The organism is Allobacillus sp. SKP2-8 (assembly GCF_007559355.1).
Lineage (GTDB): Bacteria > Bacillota > Bacilli > Bacillales > Alkalibacillaceae > Allobacillus > Allobacillus halotolerans.
Genome location: NZ_VMHF01000011.1, coordinates 1 through 16,667, shown reverse-complemented (window position 1 = coordinate 16,667; position 16,667 = coordinate 1). Strand labels below are relative to the sequence as shown.

Here is a 16,667-nt window from a genome sequence, read left to right as displayed (position 1 = left end):
TACATACATATACTCATTTTGTGGAATGAAACAAGTATAGATACTAATGAAGGGTGATAGAAAAAATGAAACGTTTATCCGTAGAAGAGTTGGCTAAAAAGGTATTGAACAAAGAAGCGACGGTGCTACTGGATGTACGTAGTGTGGAAGATTTTCAAGATTGGAAGGTCGAAAGTAATCATTTCCAATACGTGAATCATCCGTTTTCTGCTTGGGATGGGCAGGTCGACCAGATTGCTTCAGATTTGCCAAGTAAAGACCAAGAGATCGTTGTTATTTGTGCACGAGGAAACAGTTCACAGAAAGCGGCTAAAGCTCTAATCGAAGCGGGTTATGAAAATGTTTATTCGGTCGAAGGAGGAATGCGTGCTTGGAGTGAGCATTTAGAGCCTGTGAAGATTGGCAATTTAACAGATGGCGGAGAATTATATCAATTTGTCCGTTTAGGAAAAGGTTGTCTGTCGTATGTCGTCATGAAAGATCAGGAAGCGGTTATCATTGATCCGACACGTATGACAGATAAATTTATAAATTTTACAGATGAGAAAGGTGTAACAATCAAGCATGTCATTGACACACATCTGCATGCCGACCATATATCAGGCGGACATGAATTAGCTAATCAGACGGATTCAACGTATTGGCTACCTCCAGAGGATGCAGATGAAGTGGTATTCTCTTATGAGCCGCTCGAAAATGAAACCGAAATAACCATAGGCGATTCACCAGTTAGCATTCAAGCCGTTTATTCACCAGGTCATACGAAAGGTTCGACCTCTTTACTAATTGATAAACAGTACTTGTTAAGTGGAGATATTTTGTTTATCGAGTCAATCGGGCGCCCTGACTTGGCAGGTAAAGCAGCTGCCTGGGTCAATGATTTAAGAAACACACTATACGAAAAGTACCCTGATTTTTCAGATGATCTGATCGTATTACCCGCCCATTATTCGTCTATTGATGAAATGAACGAGAAGGGAACGGTTGCAGAGAAATTAGGTGTCTTATATGAAAAAAATAAAGGATTACAAGTCGAAGATGCAGAAGAGTTTCAACGAATGGTCACTGAAAACCTTCCGCCGCAACCGAATGATCATGAACGTATCCGACAAGTAAATATGGGGAAAGAAAGCGCTGATCCAGAAGAAAGAAGAGAAATGGAAATTGGTCCGAATCGTTGTGCGGTAAAATGATTGTCATTAGTAAAAGGCTTTGTTAAGGCTCAGTGATGACTTTCTAATGTTGTAACACTGAGTTGTTGAATTGTGAGAAGCGAAGGTGGCGACTCCTGGTCGACTAAAAGCGGTCACGTCCTGTGACCAACGTCGACATTAGACCATCCGGGTCGTCACGGGAATAGCACGAGTCTCGAGACCCCGCAGGCCATGGTTTTGGGCCGAGGAGGCTCGAGCCGTGCCCGCGGTAAAGAAGACACTGCGATTTATCGCAGATGTCGCCCTTATGCCCTTTGGGTAAAAGCGTCCAGCGGTAGCGGATCACAATATCAACAACGGACCTTAACAAACTAATAAAAAAGTAACACCCGTAGTTAATTAAGATGTAAACAACTACGGGTGTTTTTCTGTTCTTTATAAGAATATAATTTTATTTCCCTTCAACAAATTCAATAAACGACTCTATTCTCTGGTCAAGAAATTCGAGTGTATTTTGATCGGTCACTTCACCTGTATCTTCATCTATTTTCGTTTGAGCTGTAGTAATCGTTACTTCATTTGCTCCTGGCGGAAGTACATTAGCTCTCAATGCACTCAACACTTGTCTTAGTTGAAGTTGTGCACGTAAAGTTCCTGCGGTACTGATCGAAGCACCAAGAATCATCACCTTTTTATCGATGAATACTTTATCGACACGAGAAGCCCAATCCAATGCGTTTTTCAGGACACCGGGAATAGACCAGTTGTATTCAGGTGTAATAATGATCACCGCATCCGCTTCTTTAATATTTTGTTTGAAGGTTTTAACAGCTTCTGGCGGATTGTGCTCATCATCTTGATTGTAAAGTGGAATGTCTTTCAATTCGGCGATGTCTAATGAAATCTTATCCGAATATCTTTGTTGCATAGCCTTAGCTAAGTGCATATTGTACGATTTTTCCCTAAGGCTACCTACGATGGTAAATACGTTCATTACTTATCCTCCTAAAGCGATCTAAGTTGCTGAAATCAATTCACCATCTAGTATAGCATGGATTGACTGCTCTTCCACTTTAACGAGTTTACCTATTCCTTCGTTACTTTGGCACAATCGTTTGATTGAGTTCTTCTGGTGTCATTTCAAAGAATTGCGGATCATATAAATGACACGCTACATAGCGTCCTTCTTCTGCTTCAAGCCATTTTGGTGTTTGTTCTGCACAGACATCACGGGCGAATGGACAACGTGTACGGAAAACGCAGCCAGAAGGTGGATCAATCGGACTTGGCAATTCACCTTTCAAAATGACACGAGATCGTTGTTCTTCGATTTTCGGGTCGGGGATCGGAACAGCAGATAACAAGGCTTGTGTGTATGGATGAAGCGGTTTTTCATAAAGGCGCTCACTATCTGTCAATTCAACGATATGTCCCAGATACATCACAGCTATTCGATCTGAAATATGTCGCACCATGGATAGGTCATGGGCAATAAATAAGAATGTTAATCCTTTTTCTTCTTGTAGACGTTCCAATAAATTGATGATTTGCGCTTGTACGGAAACATCGAGTGCTGAAATTGGTTCATCACAGATAATAAATTCAGGTTCTAATGCTAATGCACGTGCAATGCCAATTCGTTGTCGTTGCCCGCCACTGAATTCATGGGGATAACGAGTAGCATGATCACGGTTTAATCCTACTTCTTCCAGTAATTCGTAAATACGATCATGTCTTTCTTTTTTATTTTTGTACAAACCATGGACTTCCATTGGTTCAGCAATGATTTCTTTGACAGTAGACCGGGGATTTAATGATGCATAAGGATCTTGAAAAATCATTTGCATCTTCCGGAAATAGTGTAAACGATTTTTCTCGGAGATTTCATGAACATCTTCGCCATCATAAAGAACTTCACCATCGGTTTTTGGATAGAGGGTGAGTAACGTTCTCCCAGCAGTTGATTTACCGCACCCTGATTCTCCAACGAGACCAAATGTTTCTCCTTTGTAGACTTCAAATGAAATCCCGTCCACTGCTTTTAATGTTTGCCCACCGCCTACACCAAAGTGTTTTTTTAGATCTTTTACTTCCAAAATTGGTCGATAGCTCATTTACTTATTCCCCCGGTGTTTTATGATATCTTCGTGCGATACGGAATTCTTTCTCGTATTTCGTTCCTTTTAATGGAATGATCTCGATTCCTTTACCGGTCATCGGTGCATGAATCATTTTGTCGTCTCCGTAATAAATGCCAACGTGAGTGATTTTTTCTGGTGTTTCTTCTTTGGCGAAAAACAGCAAGTCGCCGATTTCAAGTTTATCTTTCGGAACTTCGACACCTTCTTTTGCTTGGTCACTTGCGTCTCGTGGAATTTCATATCCATGCGCTTTATGCATATTGTAGCTAAAACCGGAACAATCATAACCGAAGGCGCTCATGCCGCCCCAAAAGTATGAAAGGGATAAAAATTGCTTGCCGGTTTCAACAATCTCCTTTCCACTACCTTGGTCAAGGTCGTGAATGGATGAAGTGATCAGTACGTCCTTTTTATATAACCAAGCTTCACCGGATGGTGTTTGAACTTTTACTTTTAGCTCTTCGTGTTCAATGATCGGCAAGTAGGTCATAAAGCTTAATTCAAAAATAGGTTCGTCTTTATGATCGATTAAATTCGCTTGTTTTTTGGTGACGACAGCAACTTCTTCTCGGTTCCATAATTCACGCTTAACTTCTTTGAGTTGTTTAGTCGGGACCCATCCCGGATAGCCGCGTTCATCTTTTCCGGAAGGCTGCTTGGTCGCTATAATTTTTGACCAATCCCCGTTAGTTTCCTCTAGAATGACTTCTTCATCATACAGTAATTGTGATTGCACAAGATTGTCATCGCAAAGACCTTTACGTAATTCAAAATTCAATGCATTGTACCAATCATCTAATAAAACCGGATTGGATATACCAGGCCGATCAATTTCCCTCGGGGAAGATGGACTTGTCCAAATAGTTGCTACTGGAACATCGACTACCCAGGTTGTTTGTTGTTCGTTCATGTTATCGTTCCTCCCTTTCACTGGACTGCTGATGTATCGAGTGAATCCCTAATCCAGGGTGTGCTGATAAATAGATATGGTTTCGGTCATAGGTTACGCCACCATTGATTAAGTCATCATTAAGCATTAGTGGTGCATCAAAATCAAAGCGTGTGATATTCGGTTGACTTGCTGCGAAATGTGCGGCGGCTGAAATGCCGAGCTTGGTCTCAATCATGCTACCGACCATACACGGAACACCGTATGCTTCAGCGAGTCGGTTGATTTTAAGTGCTTCGTGGATGCCTCCTGCTTTCATTAGCTTAATGTTAATCAGATCAGCACCTCTCATCTCCAATACTCGTCTGGCATCAATGGATGTAAAGACGGCTTCATCTGCCATGATCGGTGTTTCTGTATGTTCAGTCACTTGTTTTAGCCCTTCTAAATCATGGTATTTGACGGGTTGTTCGACAAGTTCAATGTTTAAATTTAAATCTTCCATTTTACGAATCGCAAAAATGGCTTCTTTTACCGACCAACCTTGGTTTGCATCAAGCCGGATTGTCGGTTGATCACCGACATTATCCCGGATGGCTTTTATTCTCTCAATATCCTTGGCGATTTCATCTTTTCCTACTTTAATTTTTAATAGATTAAAACCGTCCTTAATATATTGCTGTGCATCGTCGGCCATTTCACGAGGTTCATTGACACTGACCGTATAATCCGTTTCCAGTCTGTCGCGATAACCACCAAGTAGTTTATATAGCGGTAAACCTGTCTGCTGGGCAAAACAATCGTATAAGGCGATGTCTAAAGCAGCCTTCGCACTCGTATTGCGGATCATTGCTTGCTGTATAATTTGCATGATTTCTTCTAATTGATCAATCGACTTTCCAATTAAAAGTGGTTGATAGATTTGGTTGATGGCATAATCGATACTGTGAAGCGAATCACCGGTGATGACATGGGTTGGTGGTGCTTCGCCGTACCCGATGATGCCGTTGTCGAGCGTCACTTTTACATAAACGGATTCAGCAACAGTAACTGTCCGCAATGCTGTTTTGAATGGTTTTTTTAATGGTATTTTTATATGGTGTGTTTCTATATTTTGAACCCGCATTGGTTTATAGCCTACTTTCTGAGTCATTCGATGAGCCAGTAACACCTGGTTGAATGGTTAATGTTTTCGATTCAGTTGATAATCGTGCACGAGTTCCAAGCGGTATAGCGAAATGAGGTTGACAATGACCGATCTGGAACCCTTTCATGACTGGTTTTCCCAGCTGACGAAAATAATCATCAAGAACGGTCTCTAATGATAAAGATGGATTTCTGGTTGGTACTGCGTTATTAAAATCACCAACGATGATTCCAGCCGCTTCTTCTAATTTTCCAGCATGCATTAATTGGGCAAGATAGCCATCAATCCGGTAAGGTTCTTCGTCAACGTCTTCAATTAACAGTAACTTCCCTTTTGTGTCCAACTCATATTGACCACCGAGACTACTTGCAATTAACGTTAAATTACCACCAACAATTTCTCCTTCAGCCTTCCCCTCTGCAATCACTTCTAAAGGTGCAATGGATTCATCATAAACAAGAAAAGTCGGTTCGAATAATTGGTTGAATTGCTTTTTGGACAATGGATGGAAATCTTCCTTACCGACATCTGACGCTAGCATCGGTCCATGGAATGTAACGAGCCCCGTTTCTTGGCGTATAGCTGTGTGCAAGTAAGTCAGGTCGCTATAGCCCCAAAAGATTTTCGGATTCTTTTTAATCAACTCGTAATCTAGCCGGTGGGCAATACGGGCTGTTCCATAACCTCCACCTGCAAAAATAATTCCCTTAATGGAATCATCTGCAAACATGTCATGCAAGTCTTCTAATCTTTCATCATCCGTTCCGGCTAAATAGCCATGAACGTTTTTAAGATGTTTTCCTTCTTGAATAGATAATCCAAAGCTTTCAATAAATGCTATTGATTTTTTATAGTTTTCGATATTTGGCGGGCTAGCCGGGGCGATCACCCCAACCGTGTCCCCATGTTTTAAAGGTTTAGGTAGCATGATATCGTGACTCCTTCGGTGAAATAATGAAATCAAAGAGGAGTGTTCGATTACTCCCCTTTGATTCACTTGAATCCATTACTCTTTCGAAGCCCACTTCAATTCCAAATAACCTACAGGATGTCGTACGATCCCTGAAACTTCAGGTTTTTGTAGTCCGACTTGGTTATAAAAGTGAATTGGGAAAAGTGGTAATTCATCAAATAAAACTTGTTCAGCTTCATAGAGGTACTCATAACGTTTCTCTTCATCGGATTCGTTTTTCGCATTGGCGATCAACTCATCATATTGTTCGTTTGACCACCCTGTACGGTTCATGGAAGAATCCGTTACAAAGCTTTCCAAGAAGTTAACTGGATCGGCATAATCCGCTAGGAAAGAACTACGAGAGAACTGTAAATTCAAGCTTTTTTGGTCTTCTAGAAATACATTCCATTCCGTATTCTCTAACGTTACATCGACGTCTAATTCTTCACTGTATATCTCAGCCATATATTCAGCGATCGCTCGGTGAGCATCGTCTGTATTATAAGAAAGAACAACTTCCGGTAATTCGTCGTAACCCTCTTCCTCCATACCTTCTTTTAGAAGCTGGCGTGCCTCTTCAGGGTCATGCGTTAATAGATCGCCGCTCTCTTCACGGAAGTCATTTCCATCAGCATCTGTAAATCCTGGAGCAACGAACCCTTTAGCTGGTTCTTCATTATTTTTTGTAATGTATTGAACGATTTCTTCTTGGTTGATTACTTTAGCGAACGCTTTACGGATCTTCTCATTTTGGAAAGGTTCCATTTCTACATTAAACCGGTAGAAGTAAGTACCTGCCTGATCGACGAAGTACGCATCGTCACTATCCAATAATTGTTCAGCTAAGTCAGATGGAATGGCAGATGTATCTAACTCACCACTTTCATACATTTGATACTCTGTGTTTTCTTCATTGACCATCGCCCAGCGAACCTCTTCTAACTCGACATTCTCTGCATCCCAATATTCTGGGTTCTTTTTAAACGTAAAATGACTCTCATGCTCCCATTCAGATAAAGTGAATGGCCCGTTACTAACAAAGGAATCGGCTTCAGCATGCCAATCTGGATTTTCTTCGACAACCGCTTTGTTGACTGGGAAGAAAGCAGGATTTGAAACTAAATCAAGGAAAAATCCAGTCGGTGCATTCAATGTTACTTTAAATGTTTTCTCATCTTCAGCGACCAAGCCGAGGTCATCGGCGCTTCCTTCGCCTTTATTAAATGCTTCAGCACCTTCGATGAAATAACCGAGAAAAGCAGCTGGAGATGCTTCATCTGGATCTAATAAACGGGTCCAGGCAAAAACGAAATCTTCCGCAGTTACCGGATCACCATTCGACCAATTGGCATCTTCACGCAATGTGAAGGTATATTCCAATCCATCATCTGAGATATTCCAATCTTCTGCAATACCAGCAGATGGTTGATGGGATTCATCCAAACGCGTTAACCCTTCCATTAAGTTGTTCAGTGCATTCCAAGAGATCGCATTGAATCCTTGAGGTGGATCAAAGGATGTCGGTTCGCTTCCGTTATTTAGACGGAGAACCTTGCCGCTACTTTCACTCGATGATTCCTCATCCGATTCTGCTTCTTCTTGATCTGTTGACGATTCTTCTGTGTTTGAATCCTCGGAACCCGAATCCCCCTCTGAACTTTCATCATTACCAGTAGTACAAGCGACTAGAAATGTAAACATCAGAATGAATAATAATACCAACCATTTTTTCACGTTGTTTCCTCCTTTTTATTCGTTACATTTGGTGTATGAACTCTCTCATCATATAGCCAGCAATCTGCATAATGCGTTTCACTAGGCTCGTGACGGAGAGGGTATACCTTTTCACATACAAACATGGCATGTGGACATCTGGCGGTAAATGGACATCCAACCGGTGGAGAGAACAAATCTGGTGGTGTGCCGTCAATCGGTTCCAGTCTTTCTCCTTTTTGGTCCAGCCGTGGTATCGAATTCAGTAGTCCTTGTGTATAGGGGTGTTTAGGTTGATAGAAAACTTCATATTTTGTTCCTGATTCAACAATTTTCCCGGCGTACATGACGGCAATGCGGTCGGCAGCCTTCGCGACAACGCCTAAGTCGTGTGTAATCAAAATAATCGCGACATTCGTTTCTTCTTGGATGGTTTCAAACAACTCTAAAATTTGCGCTTGAATGGTGACGTCAAGTGCTGTCGTTGGTTCATCGGCAATCAAGAGATCAGGTTCACAAATTAAAGCGATTGCAATCACAATCCGCTGGCGCATCCCCCCACTGAATTGGTGAGGGTATTGCTTGAGTCGCTCTTTCGGATTCGGAATTCCTACCAAGTCGAGCATTTCCAAAGCTTTTTGCTCAGCTTCTTTTCGAGATACGTTTTTATGCTGTTTTAAGCCTTCCGTCAATTGGTTACCGATTGTTAACGTCGGGTTTAACGCGGTCATTGGATCTTGGAAAATCATCGAAATATCTACACCGCGTATTTTTCGCATGTTTTTATCACTTTCTTTAGCTAAATCGTTACCTTTAAAGATAATTTCACCGTTTGCTATTTTACCGGCCGGTGATGGGATTAAGCGCATGATACTGTTTGCTGTCACACTCTTTCCGCAACCGGATTCGCCGACAATTGCCAGTGTTTCACCTTCATGAAGTTCGAAATCGACGCCGCGAACAGCTTTGATTTCCCCACCATAAGTTGAAAATGTGACATGAAGGTCGTTTACATCAAGAATTTTTTCCATAGAGGTTACCTCCTGAGTTTCGGGTCTAAGGCATCTTGTAAGCCATCACCTAGTACGTTAAAGGCAAACATGGTTGCCGAGATGAAAAATGCTGGGAAGAATAAGCGCCACCAATGCCCAGACAAAATCGTTGTCAACGCATCATTAGCCATCACACCCCAACTAGCGAAAGGAAACTGGACGCCTAGACCTAAAAAGCTTAAAAAGGCTTCTGCAAAGATGGCTGTAGGTACCGTCAACGTCATTTGAACGATGATTGGTCCCATTGTGTTCGGTAATAAATTTTTCCGGATAATCCGACTCGTTTTTGCGCCAAATGACTTTGATGCATGGACGAATTCATAGTTTTTGATCTGTAAAACTTGTCCACGGACAATCCGGGCCATACCTACCCAACCCGTAACCGTCAGTGCCAAAATAATCGTTGAAAGACTCGGTCCTAAAACAACCAATAACAAAATAACGACGAGTAAATAAGGTAATCCGTATAATATCTCGACAATCCGCATCATAAGATTATCGGTTCTTCCGCCTTTATAGCCTGAGACACCTCCGTAAATGACACCAACCGTAAAATCAATGAGGGCAGCCATAATGCCGACGAATAAAGAAATCCGAGCGCCATACCATGTCCGTGTAAAGACGTCTCTACCAAGATTGTCTGTCCCAAACCAATAGGTCGAGGAAGGCGGTTGGTTTTGATTTGCCAAGCTTGTTTCACTAACTGAATAAGGTGTTAAGTATGGACCGATGATCGCCATGATTCCTAATAGAATGAGAAAAATCAGTCCACCCATTGCTATGTAATTGGAACGAAGACGAATCCAGGCGTCCTTCCAATAGGAGAGTGAAGGACGAACAACGGTATTGGATGAGTCACTTGATCCTTCCAATGGTTTAAACCAATCGAGGGGAATCTCTTTTGAATTTGGATCGATGTGGTCGTGTGATTGTGTTGTATGTGATTTCATGCCTAATTCCCCTCTTCCTTGTGCAGTTTAATCCGAGGGTCTAACAACCCGTATGCAATATCAACTAAAAATAAGGCGAACACGAGAAATGCACTATAAAAGACGGTTGTGCCCATAATGACCGGATAGTCCCGCTGGTTAATACTCTCGACAAAATACTTACCCATTCCAGGAATCGCGAAGATTTTCTCAATGACAAAAGTTCCTGTCAGGATGCCCGCCAATAAGGTTCCCATAATTGTCACGACAGGCATTAATGCATTTTTAAGTGCGTGCTTTATGACGACTTTGTATGGGGCTAATCCTTTGGCACGTGCCATCTTAATGTAATCTTGCGTCAACACTTCCAACATGCTCGACCGTGTTAACCGGGCAATGATCGCCATTGGCCCAGTCGCTAATGCGAGTGTCGGAAGAATCATATGCATCGGAGATTGCCATGTAGCGACAGGGAAGAAACCTGCGTTTACGGCTAATTGTTGAATCAACAATGTCGCTAACACAAAGTTCGGAATGGAAATGCCGAGTACGGCGATCATCATCGCAAGGTAATCGATGATTCCGTTATGACGCAAAGCGGCTAATACCCCTAAAATAATTCCAGAGACCAATGCTACTAAAATAGCGATGATTCCAAGCTCTGCTGAAATCGGAAATCCTCGTGCCAGTAAATCATTAACCGTATCATTCGGTTTTTTGATAGATGGTCCGAAGTCTAATGTTGCAATCGATTTTAAGTAAATAAAATATTGCACAATAGGAGGTTCGTCTAAATTAAAATGCCGTTCCAAATTCTCTTGGACCGCTTCATTGGAAGTTCTTTCTTCGTTAAACGGAGAACCTGGAATGGCGTTCATCAATACAAAAGTCAGTGTGGCGATAATCCAAATCGTTAAGATCATCATGAAAAATCGCTTGAGGATATAACGAATCATAATTTAACCTCCTAGGAAAAGGTTGCTTGCATCGCTAATTCTGTCATGACAATCATCGCTCTGTAAGCTTCCAAAATATCTTTCGCTTCAAATTTAACGATGCAACTATTTGGTTCTATTGTTGTTCCTGGCATAAATGCCGCCAACTCTGCTTGTCCATAGTTCACAAATTCAATACGCAACGTTGGATTTTTCGGTGGTGTCAAAGGTTTGACTTGAAAACGATTGTTAATGGCTTCTTCTGTTTTTCTTTCCAGTAATTCACCTGCATTTTTTAATGATAGCGATTTCACAGCTGAGCGCGTAATACTCTCCTTAACGGCAGCAGTCGTTACGTGAGGAATTAATGCTTCCGCCTCGGCAGCAGCACGGTCGTCGCCACCAACTAAAAGTACTGGAACATCGTAATAACCGGCAACTAAGGCATTGAAGCCTAACTCTCCAATCTCCATATCGTCTATATAAAAATTACGAACGCCAAAGATCATCGAATGTGACATGACGCCTGGTTGCCCAGCTCGTGCATGGTAACCAAGAAACATTGCGCCATCAAAGGAATCATCAAGTCCTTGGACCATGGAGTAAGGCTTGACACCTCCTGTGATTAAATCAGCCTCCGGATGAAGCTCATCAATTAAAAGGTTGTTCATTTTTGAGTGACTGTCATTGACCAAAAGGGACTGACACCCTTTTTCAAAAGCTTGCTCAACTACATGATTAACTTCTTTTGTCATAATTTTTCTACTTCGTTCATAGTTATGTAATTGTGAATCGACAAACGTATGATCAGGCAATCCGGTAATACCTTCCATATCGACTGATAAATAGAGCTTCATTTTCATTTCACCTCTTAAGATGTTTAAATTAATTTGATAATTAAAAATATTACCACAAAATGTTGGTAAACACAATGAGTCCATTGACATATTGTGTCAGTCATAACCGCGAACCAATTGTTTTTCTTTTCAAAGTCAATTTTCTTTTATACAATGAAAACATAAATAATTTAGAATATTTGTATGATAATGAATAATCAATTTAAACAAGAGGTGATCCGATGAGTGAACAAGTGTTAAAAGCAGAGGCCGGACAACATAATTTAATGGACTATGCGGAGACGTATAATAATTTCGACTGGGAGGAAGCGAAAAAAGCATTCTCTTGGTATGAAACGGGCAAAGTGAATATGGCCTATGAAGCCATTGATCGCCATGCGGAAACGGCGGGAAAGAAAGACCAAGTGGCACTCTACTATGAGTCACCTGATCGAAAAGAATCTTATACATTTGATCAATTAAAGAAAATGAGTAACCAATTTGCGAACGTTCTTCAAGAGCATGGGGTTCAGAAAGGTGACCGTGTGTTCATGTTTATGCCGAGATCCCCAGAGTTTTACGCGAGCTTTTTTGGGATCTTAAAAGTGGGAGCGGTTGCAGGCCCGTTATTCGAGGCATTTATGGAGCAAGCAGTGAAGGACCGTTTAGAGGATAGTGAAGCGAGTGTGCTTGTGACGACACCCGATTTACTTGGTCGTGTACCTGAAAATGATTTGCCGAAATTAGAAAAGGTCGTATTGGTCGGTGAGAATATAGAAGCCGATGGTCGCTATATTGATTATCACGAAGAAATGAAGCAGGCGAGCGAAGAGTTCGATATTGAGTGGGTAGACTTAGAAGATGGTTTGGTGCTTCATTATACTTCCGGCTCAACAGGAAAGCCAAAAGGTGTTTATCATGTACATCATGCGATGATTCAGCATTACCAAACGGGAAAATGGGTGCTTGATCTACAAGATGGTGATGTGTATTGGTGTACCGCAGATCCGGGATGGGTAACCGGTACGAGTTATGGAATCTTTGCACCTTGGTTAAATGGGGTTACCAATGTGGTTGTCGGTGGACGCTTCAGTCCAGATGCTTGGTACGGTGCACTTGACCGTTATAATGTGACTGTTTGGTATTCAGCACCGACCGCATTTCGTAAGTTGATGAGTGCTGGGAAAGATGAGATTGAGAAGCATGATTTATCCAGCCTACGTCATATCATGAGTGTCGGAGAACCATTAAACCCAGAAGTCATTCACTGGGGAATGAAAGCGTTTGACTTACGGATCCACGATACTTGGTGGATGACAGAAACCGGTGCACAGCTAATCTGTAACTATCCAACCGTTGATATTCGACCAGGATCAATGGGAAAACCAATTCCAGGTGTGACAGCATCCATCGTCGATGATCAAGGAAATGAGTTGCCACCGAACCAAATGGGCAATTTAGCCATTAGAGAAGGTTGGCCGGCGATGATGCGTAAAATCTTGAATCGCCCTGAGAAATATCAAAGTTACTTTGTTAACGGATGGTATGTTTCTGGCGATAGTGCTTACCGGGACGAAGACGGTTACTTCTGGTTCCAAGGCCGTGTTGATGATGTCATTAATACGTCCGGTGAACGAGTCGGTCCGTTTGAAGTCGAAAGTAAGCTAATTGAACATGAAGCGGTCGCAGAAGCGGGCGTGATCGGTAAACCGCATCCTGAACGAGGTGAAATCGTCAAAGCCTTTATTTCATTGAACGAGGGTTATGAAGAATCCGATGAATTATTGGAAGACATTCGCCAATTCGTCAAAACAGGCTTGAGTGCTCATGCTGCTCCTCGAGAAGTCGAAGTCAGCAACAAGATTCCAAAAACCCGAAGCGGTAAAATCATGCGTCGTCTGTTGAAGGCACGTGAGCTCGGTTTACCTGAAGGGGATACGTCTACATTGGAATATTAATCAACGAAACCCACTTTAGGCCGGAGTATGCCTAAAGTGGGTTTTGTATGTTAAAGAGTGATGTTGATCTCATTATTCAAAAAATCGAATTAGACTTTCCAGCTCACAAATTTCATCTTTAATAAAACTTCCCAATTTTCTTGTAAGATCATCTATTTGACTGAGGACAGTTACGAGAAAAAAAGTCGCACGAACACTATAAGGGCTTTCAAGTTTATTATCGGCAGTTACCTCAACACCTACATAACCTCGATTCCCACACAAAAAGAATCGCATAGATAAAAAATGACTCACATTTTCTACATCTTCCCCAGTAATCCACAGAAATTCCTTTTGCTTAAAATTGGCTAAATCCATTACTCCTTCATTTAACTTTTCTAGTTCTTCATTATCAGTAAATATATTGAGGTTCATGCTGCAACGACCTGTCCAGAAATCTAAACTTAGTTCAAAGAAACTATCGTTATCATCAACCCATATCTTTTTTATTTTCACACTTGGTTGAGTCATCTTTTTTTTATTCCCCTTGTTGGTTATTGTTTGGGGTGTGCAACAACTGGACCGATTCTGGCATAACTTAGTGCAACAATCGCGCCCGATTATTTAAGATTGAAAAAAATGAATACCACAAAATTGCTATAAATTAATTTAAGAACGCTATCAATAGTGAATAAAGTAGCTCTTTTTTAAACGGGTTAATATCTATTTTTGGCTTCTTTGTTATATACACACCCTCGAATTAATTTTACCCCCATATGCTAACAATGTGTTATCAGAAAAAGCTAGCTGAAAACACTAAAATTATTATTAGGGGATGACAAACAAATGACAAAATTGTACTCTTATAAAGAGCCTACAGTAATTGTTGGTTCTGCCCAATTTAAAGTTAGAATGATTGAAACTCCATTGAACAACATTAAGACAGAAACTATTAATAAGCCCATATCACAAACAAATTATTCAGGAATAAACGGGGGATTCTTTGTCGGCAATTACACAAGTCCTCCGAAGCGAGGCGATTCTATCGCATGGTCTTATAATGATCAAGGTACAGGGGAAAATCATAATTATAATGGAAGTGCATCAAAACAGGAAAGTAGAAAAACATTTGTAGTATATCAAGAAGGTAACTTTTACTTCGGGGATACAATGAACGCAAAAAATATCACCGAGGTAAAAAATAAATTTCCTCAAGTTAGAGAAGCAATTGGGGGGATTGGTTTGGAAAGCAGTGATTGGGGAAGTGATTTAGCATATTATGGACCCTCCCAAAGAACGTTTATGGCTTTTGATGAAACAAGCAAAAGATTCGGATATCTAATAATTAGTCCAGAGCGGATCAATATCCCAGCGGTAAAATCAATCCTTCTGCAAATAGGATTAGATTCGAAAAATGCTGTAGTGCTTGATGGATCTGGTTCAACAGCATTAAGCATTCCTGAGTATAAATTTTTTGGAGAGAATCGATATATCTTTAACATGATCCGATTACGCAGACTGCAAAGATAGAACACAAAACGAGGGGAATAAAAATATGGAGACAAGAAAATTAACTAATCAGTTAAAGGCAAATTTATGGGCTTCTATTATTTCTGCTATTTTCTTGTCTTCCTCCTTTTTCTTTGTCTATGATTCAAAAATATACCCAACGGATTTCCTATGGGATTTTAGTCTATCGGACCTCGTCCCATTCATCTTACAATTTGGCGGTTTCTATTTTCTTATATTTTTTTTTATCACCTTTTTAATGACATTATTAACAAGATGGTTAAAAAGTCTATTATTTAGATTGGTTCTCTATATACTAATAGGTATATGCTTATCGCCTATTTTATTTCCAATATCAAAACCAAATTCATTTTCATACACTAATGTTTATTCACTTGCCGTGATTACAAGCGTCTTAATATTGGGTATATGCAAAGAGATTTTTAGTAATAAAAACGGTGATTAAGAAGGTGAATTGTTTCTGTCAAAATGTTGGCGAAACCCTTAACTGTATCGATTTATTACAATGCCAGAATATTATCAAGGATGCTAAACTATAAAGAAAAGCAGGGGCAAGATTCAGACGTACTAAAACAAATTTCTCCCATTGCTGGGAGCACATCAATTTGTATGGCCATTAAGAGTTTAATAAACAGGAAGATCAAGTTGACATGGATGCCATTATTCAGAAATTGGCTCAACGAAAGGCTATCTCAGAATAAATAACGTTTCTAATTTCACTATTCAACCTTTTCGAGGGGACGTGCAGAAATACCCTGATTAAAATAAACAGTATGTATAAAAAATAAGCCAGTTTTAATTATAATTAACATTATTTTTTCTACAAAATAAGGGCCAGGTATCTATTGGCTTTATTCCACAATCTGGCCTGATTATCGAACACCACGATGCCCGATTGTCGCCAGTGCATTCCTTGTATAGTTAATGTCTTTCAATATGTATAAGATCATCGGAAGGTGTTAAATAATTTTTTTCTCCTGTTGAAAAATCAGAACCATGACGTTTAATTTCTACATATTGAACTACTTTATCTTCATAAAGAAATACTATTGAACTACCCACCACTTAACAAACTACGGTTGTTTGAAGTGGGGGATTCCTAAGAACACCAGCGTAACCGCCAGTTATTGATTAGGCTATCTTCGTAGTTCCTACGGTTAGAAGTCTTATGGCTTCGTTTTTGATATTTTTACTTGCGTTAAGATCTCGATCGTGTTGTTCCCCACATTCACTACAGTTCCATTCACGTAAGGCGAGATTCTTAACTTCTTGATTGCGGTAGCCACAGTTTGAGCACAGCTGGCTTGAAGGGAAGTTTCTCGCAACGGTTATGACCTTCTTACCATACCACCTGGCTTTATAGTCAAGCATTGTGCGAAACTGTGACCAACTGACCTCACTGATTGCTTTAGCTAGGTTGTGGTTTTTCAACATATTCGAGACACTCAA

General features: G+C 40.6%; 15 protein-coding genes. 3 read left to right on the top strand and 12 right to left on the bottom strand.

Annotated features, from left to right (window positions below):
• Window positions 1-65: 65 nt before the first annotated feature.
• Entirely contained in the window at window positions 66-1,193 is a 1,128-nt protein-coding gene (locus FPQ10_RS09210) for an MBL fold metallo-hydrolase (RefSeq protein ID WP_144163226.1), read from the top strand.
• A gap of 412 nt (window positions 1,194-1,605) precedes the next feature.
• Here the strand turns inward: FPQ10_RS09210 and FPQ10_RS09205 are convergent, their stop codons facing one another.
• The 10 genes from FPQ10_RS09205 to FPQ10_RS09160 form a co-directional block, all read right to left on the bottom strand.
• Entirely contained in the window at window positions 1,606-2,148 is a 543-nt protein-coding gene (locus FPQ10_RS09205; RefSeq protein ID WP_144163225.1) for an NADPH-dependent FMN reductase, read from the bottom strand.
• A gap of 103 nt (window positions 2,149-2,251) precedes the next feature.
• Window positions 2,252-3,268 carry an ABC transporter ATP-binding protein gene (locus FPQ10_RS09200; RefSeq protein ID WP_144163224.1) on the bottom strand — a complete coding sequence of 339 codons (1,017 nt, stop codon included), beginning with the start codon at window positions 3,266-3,268 and terminating at the stop codon, window positions 2,252-2,254.
• 4 nt (window positions 3,269-3,272) lie between these two features.
• Entirely contained in the window at window positions 3,273-4,205 is a 933-nt protein-coding gene (locus tag FPQ10_RS09195) for a C40 family peptidase (protein WP_144163223.1), read from the bottom strand.
• 1 nt (window position 4,206) lies between these two features.
• A complete protein-coding gene (locus tag FPQ10_RS09190; protein WP_144163277.1) occupies window positions 4,207-5,310 on the bottom strand; it encodes a mandelate racemase/muconate lactonizing enzyme family protein in 1,104 nt (367 codons plus the stop codon).
• A gap of 4 nt (window positions 5,311-5,314) precedes the next feature.
• Window positions 5,315-6,259: a S66 peptidase family protein gene (locus FPQ10_RS09185; RefSeq protein WP_144163222.1), complete on the bottom strand. Its 945-nt coding sequence runs from the start codon at window positions 6,257-6,259 to the stop codon at window positions 5,315-5,317.
• Window positions 6,260-6,337: 78 nt separating this feature from the next.
• On the bottom strand, window positions 6,338-8,020 hold the full coding sequence (locus tag FPQ10_RS09180; protein WP_255439850.1) for a peptide ABC transporter substrate-binding protein: 1,683 nt from the start codon (window positions 8,018-8,020) through the stop codon (window positions 6,338-6,340).
• On the bottom strand, window positions 8,017-9,030 hold the full coding sequence (locus FPQ10_RS09175; protein WP_144163221.1) for an ABC transporter ATP-binding protein: 1,014 nt from the start codon (window positions 9,028-9,030) through the stop codon (window positions 8,017-8,019). Before FPQ10_RS09175 ends, FPQ10_RS09180 begins: the two co-directional genes overlap by 4 nt.
• A 5-nt stretch (window positions 9,031-9,035) precedes the next feature.
• Window positions 9,036-10,001: an ABC transporter permease gene (locus tag FPQ10_RS09170; RefSeq protein ID WP_144163220.1), complete on the bottom strand. Its 966-nt coding sequence runs from the start codon at window positions 9,999-10,001 to the stop codon at window positions 9,036-9,038.
• A gap of 2 nt (window positions 10,002-10,003) precedes the next feature.
• Window positions 10,004-10,936 (bottom strand): ABC transporter permease, encoded by a 933-nt coding sequence (locus tag FPQ10_RS09165; RefSeq protein WP_144163219.1) that lies wholly within the window; start codon window positions 10,934-10,936, stop codon window positions 10,004-10,006.
• An 11-nt stretch (window positions 10,937-10,947) separates the two neighbouring features.
• Window positions 10,948-11,772, bottom strand: coding sequence for a M55 family metallopeptidase (locus FPQ10_RS09160; protein ID WP_144163218.1), 825 nt, complete (start codon window positions 11,770-11,772; stop codon window positions 10,948-10,950).
• Between the two features lie 221 nt (window positions 11,773-11,993).
• Here FPQ10_RS09160 and acsA point away from each other — a divergent pair, with 221 nt between their 5' ends.
• The gene (gene acsA, locus FPQ10_RS09155; RefSeq protein ID WP_144163217.1) at window positions 11,994-13,709 is read left to right on the top strand and encodes an acetate--CoA ligase; all 1,716 of its coding nucleotides are present in this window, start codon (window positions 11,994-11,996) and stop codon (window positions 13,707-13,709) included.
• Window positions 13,710-13,781: 72 nt separating this feature from the next.
• Here the strand turns inward: acsA and FPQ10_RS09150 are convergent, their stop codons facing one another.
• Window positions 13,782-14,219 (bottom strand): hypothetical protein, encoded by a 438-nt coding sequence (locus FPQ10_RS09150; RefSeq protein WP_144163216.1) that lies wholly within the window; start codon window positions 14,217-14,219, stop codon window positions 13,782-13,784.
• Window positions 14,220-14,534: 315 nt separating this feature from the next.
• On the opposite strand from FPQ10_RS09150, the gene FPQ10_RS09145 reads away from it, so the two are divergent.
• Window positions 14,535-15,218 (top strand): phosphodiester glycosidase family protein, encoded by a 684-nt coding sequence (locus FPQ10_RS09145; RefSeq protein ID WP_144089568.1) that lies wholly within the window; start codon window positions 14,535-14,537, stop codon window positions 15,216-15,218.
• Window positions 15,219-16,349: 1,131 nt separating this feature from the next.
• Here the strand turns inward: FPQ10_RS09145 and FPQ10_RS09140 are convergent.
• On the bottom strand, window positions 16,350-16,667 hold a 318-nt coding region (locus FPQ10_RS09140; RefSeq protein WP_144163215.1), incomplete at its 5' end, for an RNA-guided endonuclease TnpB family protein.

What these genes read in the sequence shown, in the direction of transcription:
- FPQ10_RS09210 (WP_144163226.1), top strand. Translation starts at nt 66, where the DNA reads ATGAAACGTTTATCCGTAGAAGAGTTGGCTAAAAAGGTATTGAACAAA.
- FPQ10_RS09205 (WP_144163225.1), bottom strand. Translation starts at nt 2,148, where the DNA reads ATGAACGTATTTACCATCGTAGGTAGCCTTAGGGAAAAATCGTACAAT.
- FPQ10_RS09200 (WP_144163224.1), bottom strand. Translation starts at nt 3,268, where the DNA reads ATGAGCTATCGACCAATTTTGGAAGTAAAAGATCTAAAAAAACACTTT.
- FPQ10_RS09195 (WP_144163223.1), bottom strand. Translation starts at nt 4,205, where the DNA reads ATGAACGAACAACAAACAACCTGGGTAGTCGATGTTCCAGTAGCAACT.
- FPQ10_RS09190 (WP_144163277.1), bottom strand. Translation starts at nt 5,310, where the DNA reads ATGCGGGTTCAAAATATAGAAACACACCATATAAAAATACCATTAAAA.
- FPQ10_RS09185 (WP_144163222.1), bottom strand. Translation starts at nt 6,259, where the DNA reads ATGCTACCTAAACCTTTAAAACATGGGGACACGGTTGGGGTGATCGCC.
- FPQ10_RS09175 (WP_144163221.1), bottom strand. Translation starts at nt 9,030, where the DNA reads ATGGAAAAAATTCTTGATGTAAACGACCTTCATGTCACATTTTCAACT.
- FPQ10_RS09170 (WP_144163220.1), bottom strand. Translation starts at nt 10,001, where the DNA reads ATGAAATCACATACAACACAATCACACGACCACATCGATCCAAATTCA.
- FPQ10_RS09165 (WP_144163219.1), bottom strand. Translation starts at nt 10,936, where the DNA reads ATGATTCGTTATATCCTCAAGCGATTTTTCATGATGATCTTAACGATT.
- FPQ10_RS09160 (WP_144163218.1), bottom strand. Translation starts at nt 11,772, where the DNA reads ATGAAGCTCTATTTATCAGTCGATATGGAAGGTATTACCGGATTGCCT.
- acsA (WP_144163217.1), top strand. Translation starts at nt 11,994, where the DNA reads ATGAGTGAACAAGTGTTAAAAGCAGAGGCCGGACAACATAATTTAATG.
- FPQ10_RS09150 (WP_144163216.1), bottom strand. Translation starts at nt 14,219, where the DNA reads ATGACTCAACCAAGTGTGAAAATAAAAAAGATATGGGTTGATGATAAC.
- FPQ10_RS09145 (WP_144089568.1), top strand. Translation starts at nt 14,535, where the DNA reads ATGACAAAATTGTACTCTTATAAAGAGCCTACAGTAATTGTTGGTTCT.